The sequence below is a fragment of the Shewanella sp. S1-58-MNA-CIBAN-0166 genome, from assembly GCF_040310085.1.
Taxonomy (GTDB): Bacteria; Pseudomonadota; Gammaproteobacteria; order Enterobacterales; family Shewanellaceae; genus Shewanella.
Window position 1 is genome coordinate 1 of the sequence record NZ_JBEOPN010000162.1, and the last position, 258, is coordinate 258.

Genomic DNA, 258 nt, shown 5'->3' on the forward strand with positions numbered 1-258 from the left:
GTCAATAAGTACATCTACTAACGGTGTACTTGTTTCTATTGGGTTACGATGTATATAACGGCTAACATGTAGTAAGTAATTATCAGCATCCACCAGCACCGCCTTGTAGCGACCTCTAAACAGTGCACCATCTGTATTATGTGCTCTATTAAAATATTGCGTATAGAGGCCATTAATATGCTTCATGGCTCTGCCTAAATTTGCATCTGGGGTTTTTATTAACAGGTGGTAATGATTGGTCATTAAACAATACGAATG

The 258-nt window shown here is 38.0% G+C and carries 1 protein-coding gene; it reads right to left on the minus strand.

The genetic code is table 11. The features are described 5' to 3' along the window. Nucleotides 1-243 (minus strand): transposase (locus tag AAEY99_RS21540; RefSeq protein ID WP_351011998.1); only part of this gene is annotated, 243 nt, incomplete at its 3' end. Nucleotides 244-258: the final 15 nt, after the last annotated feature.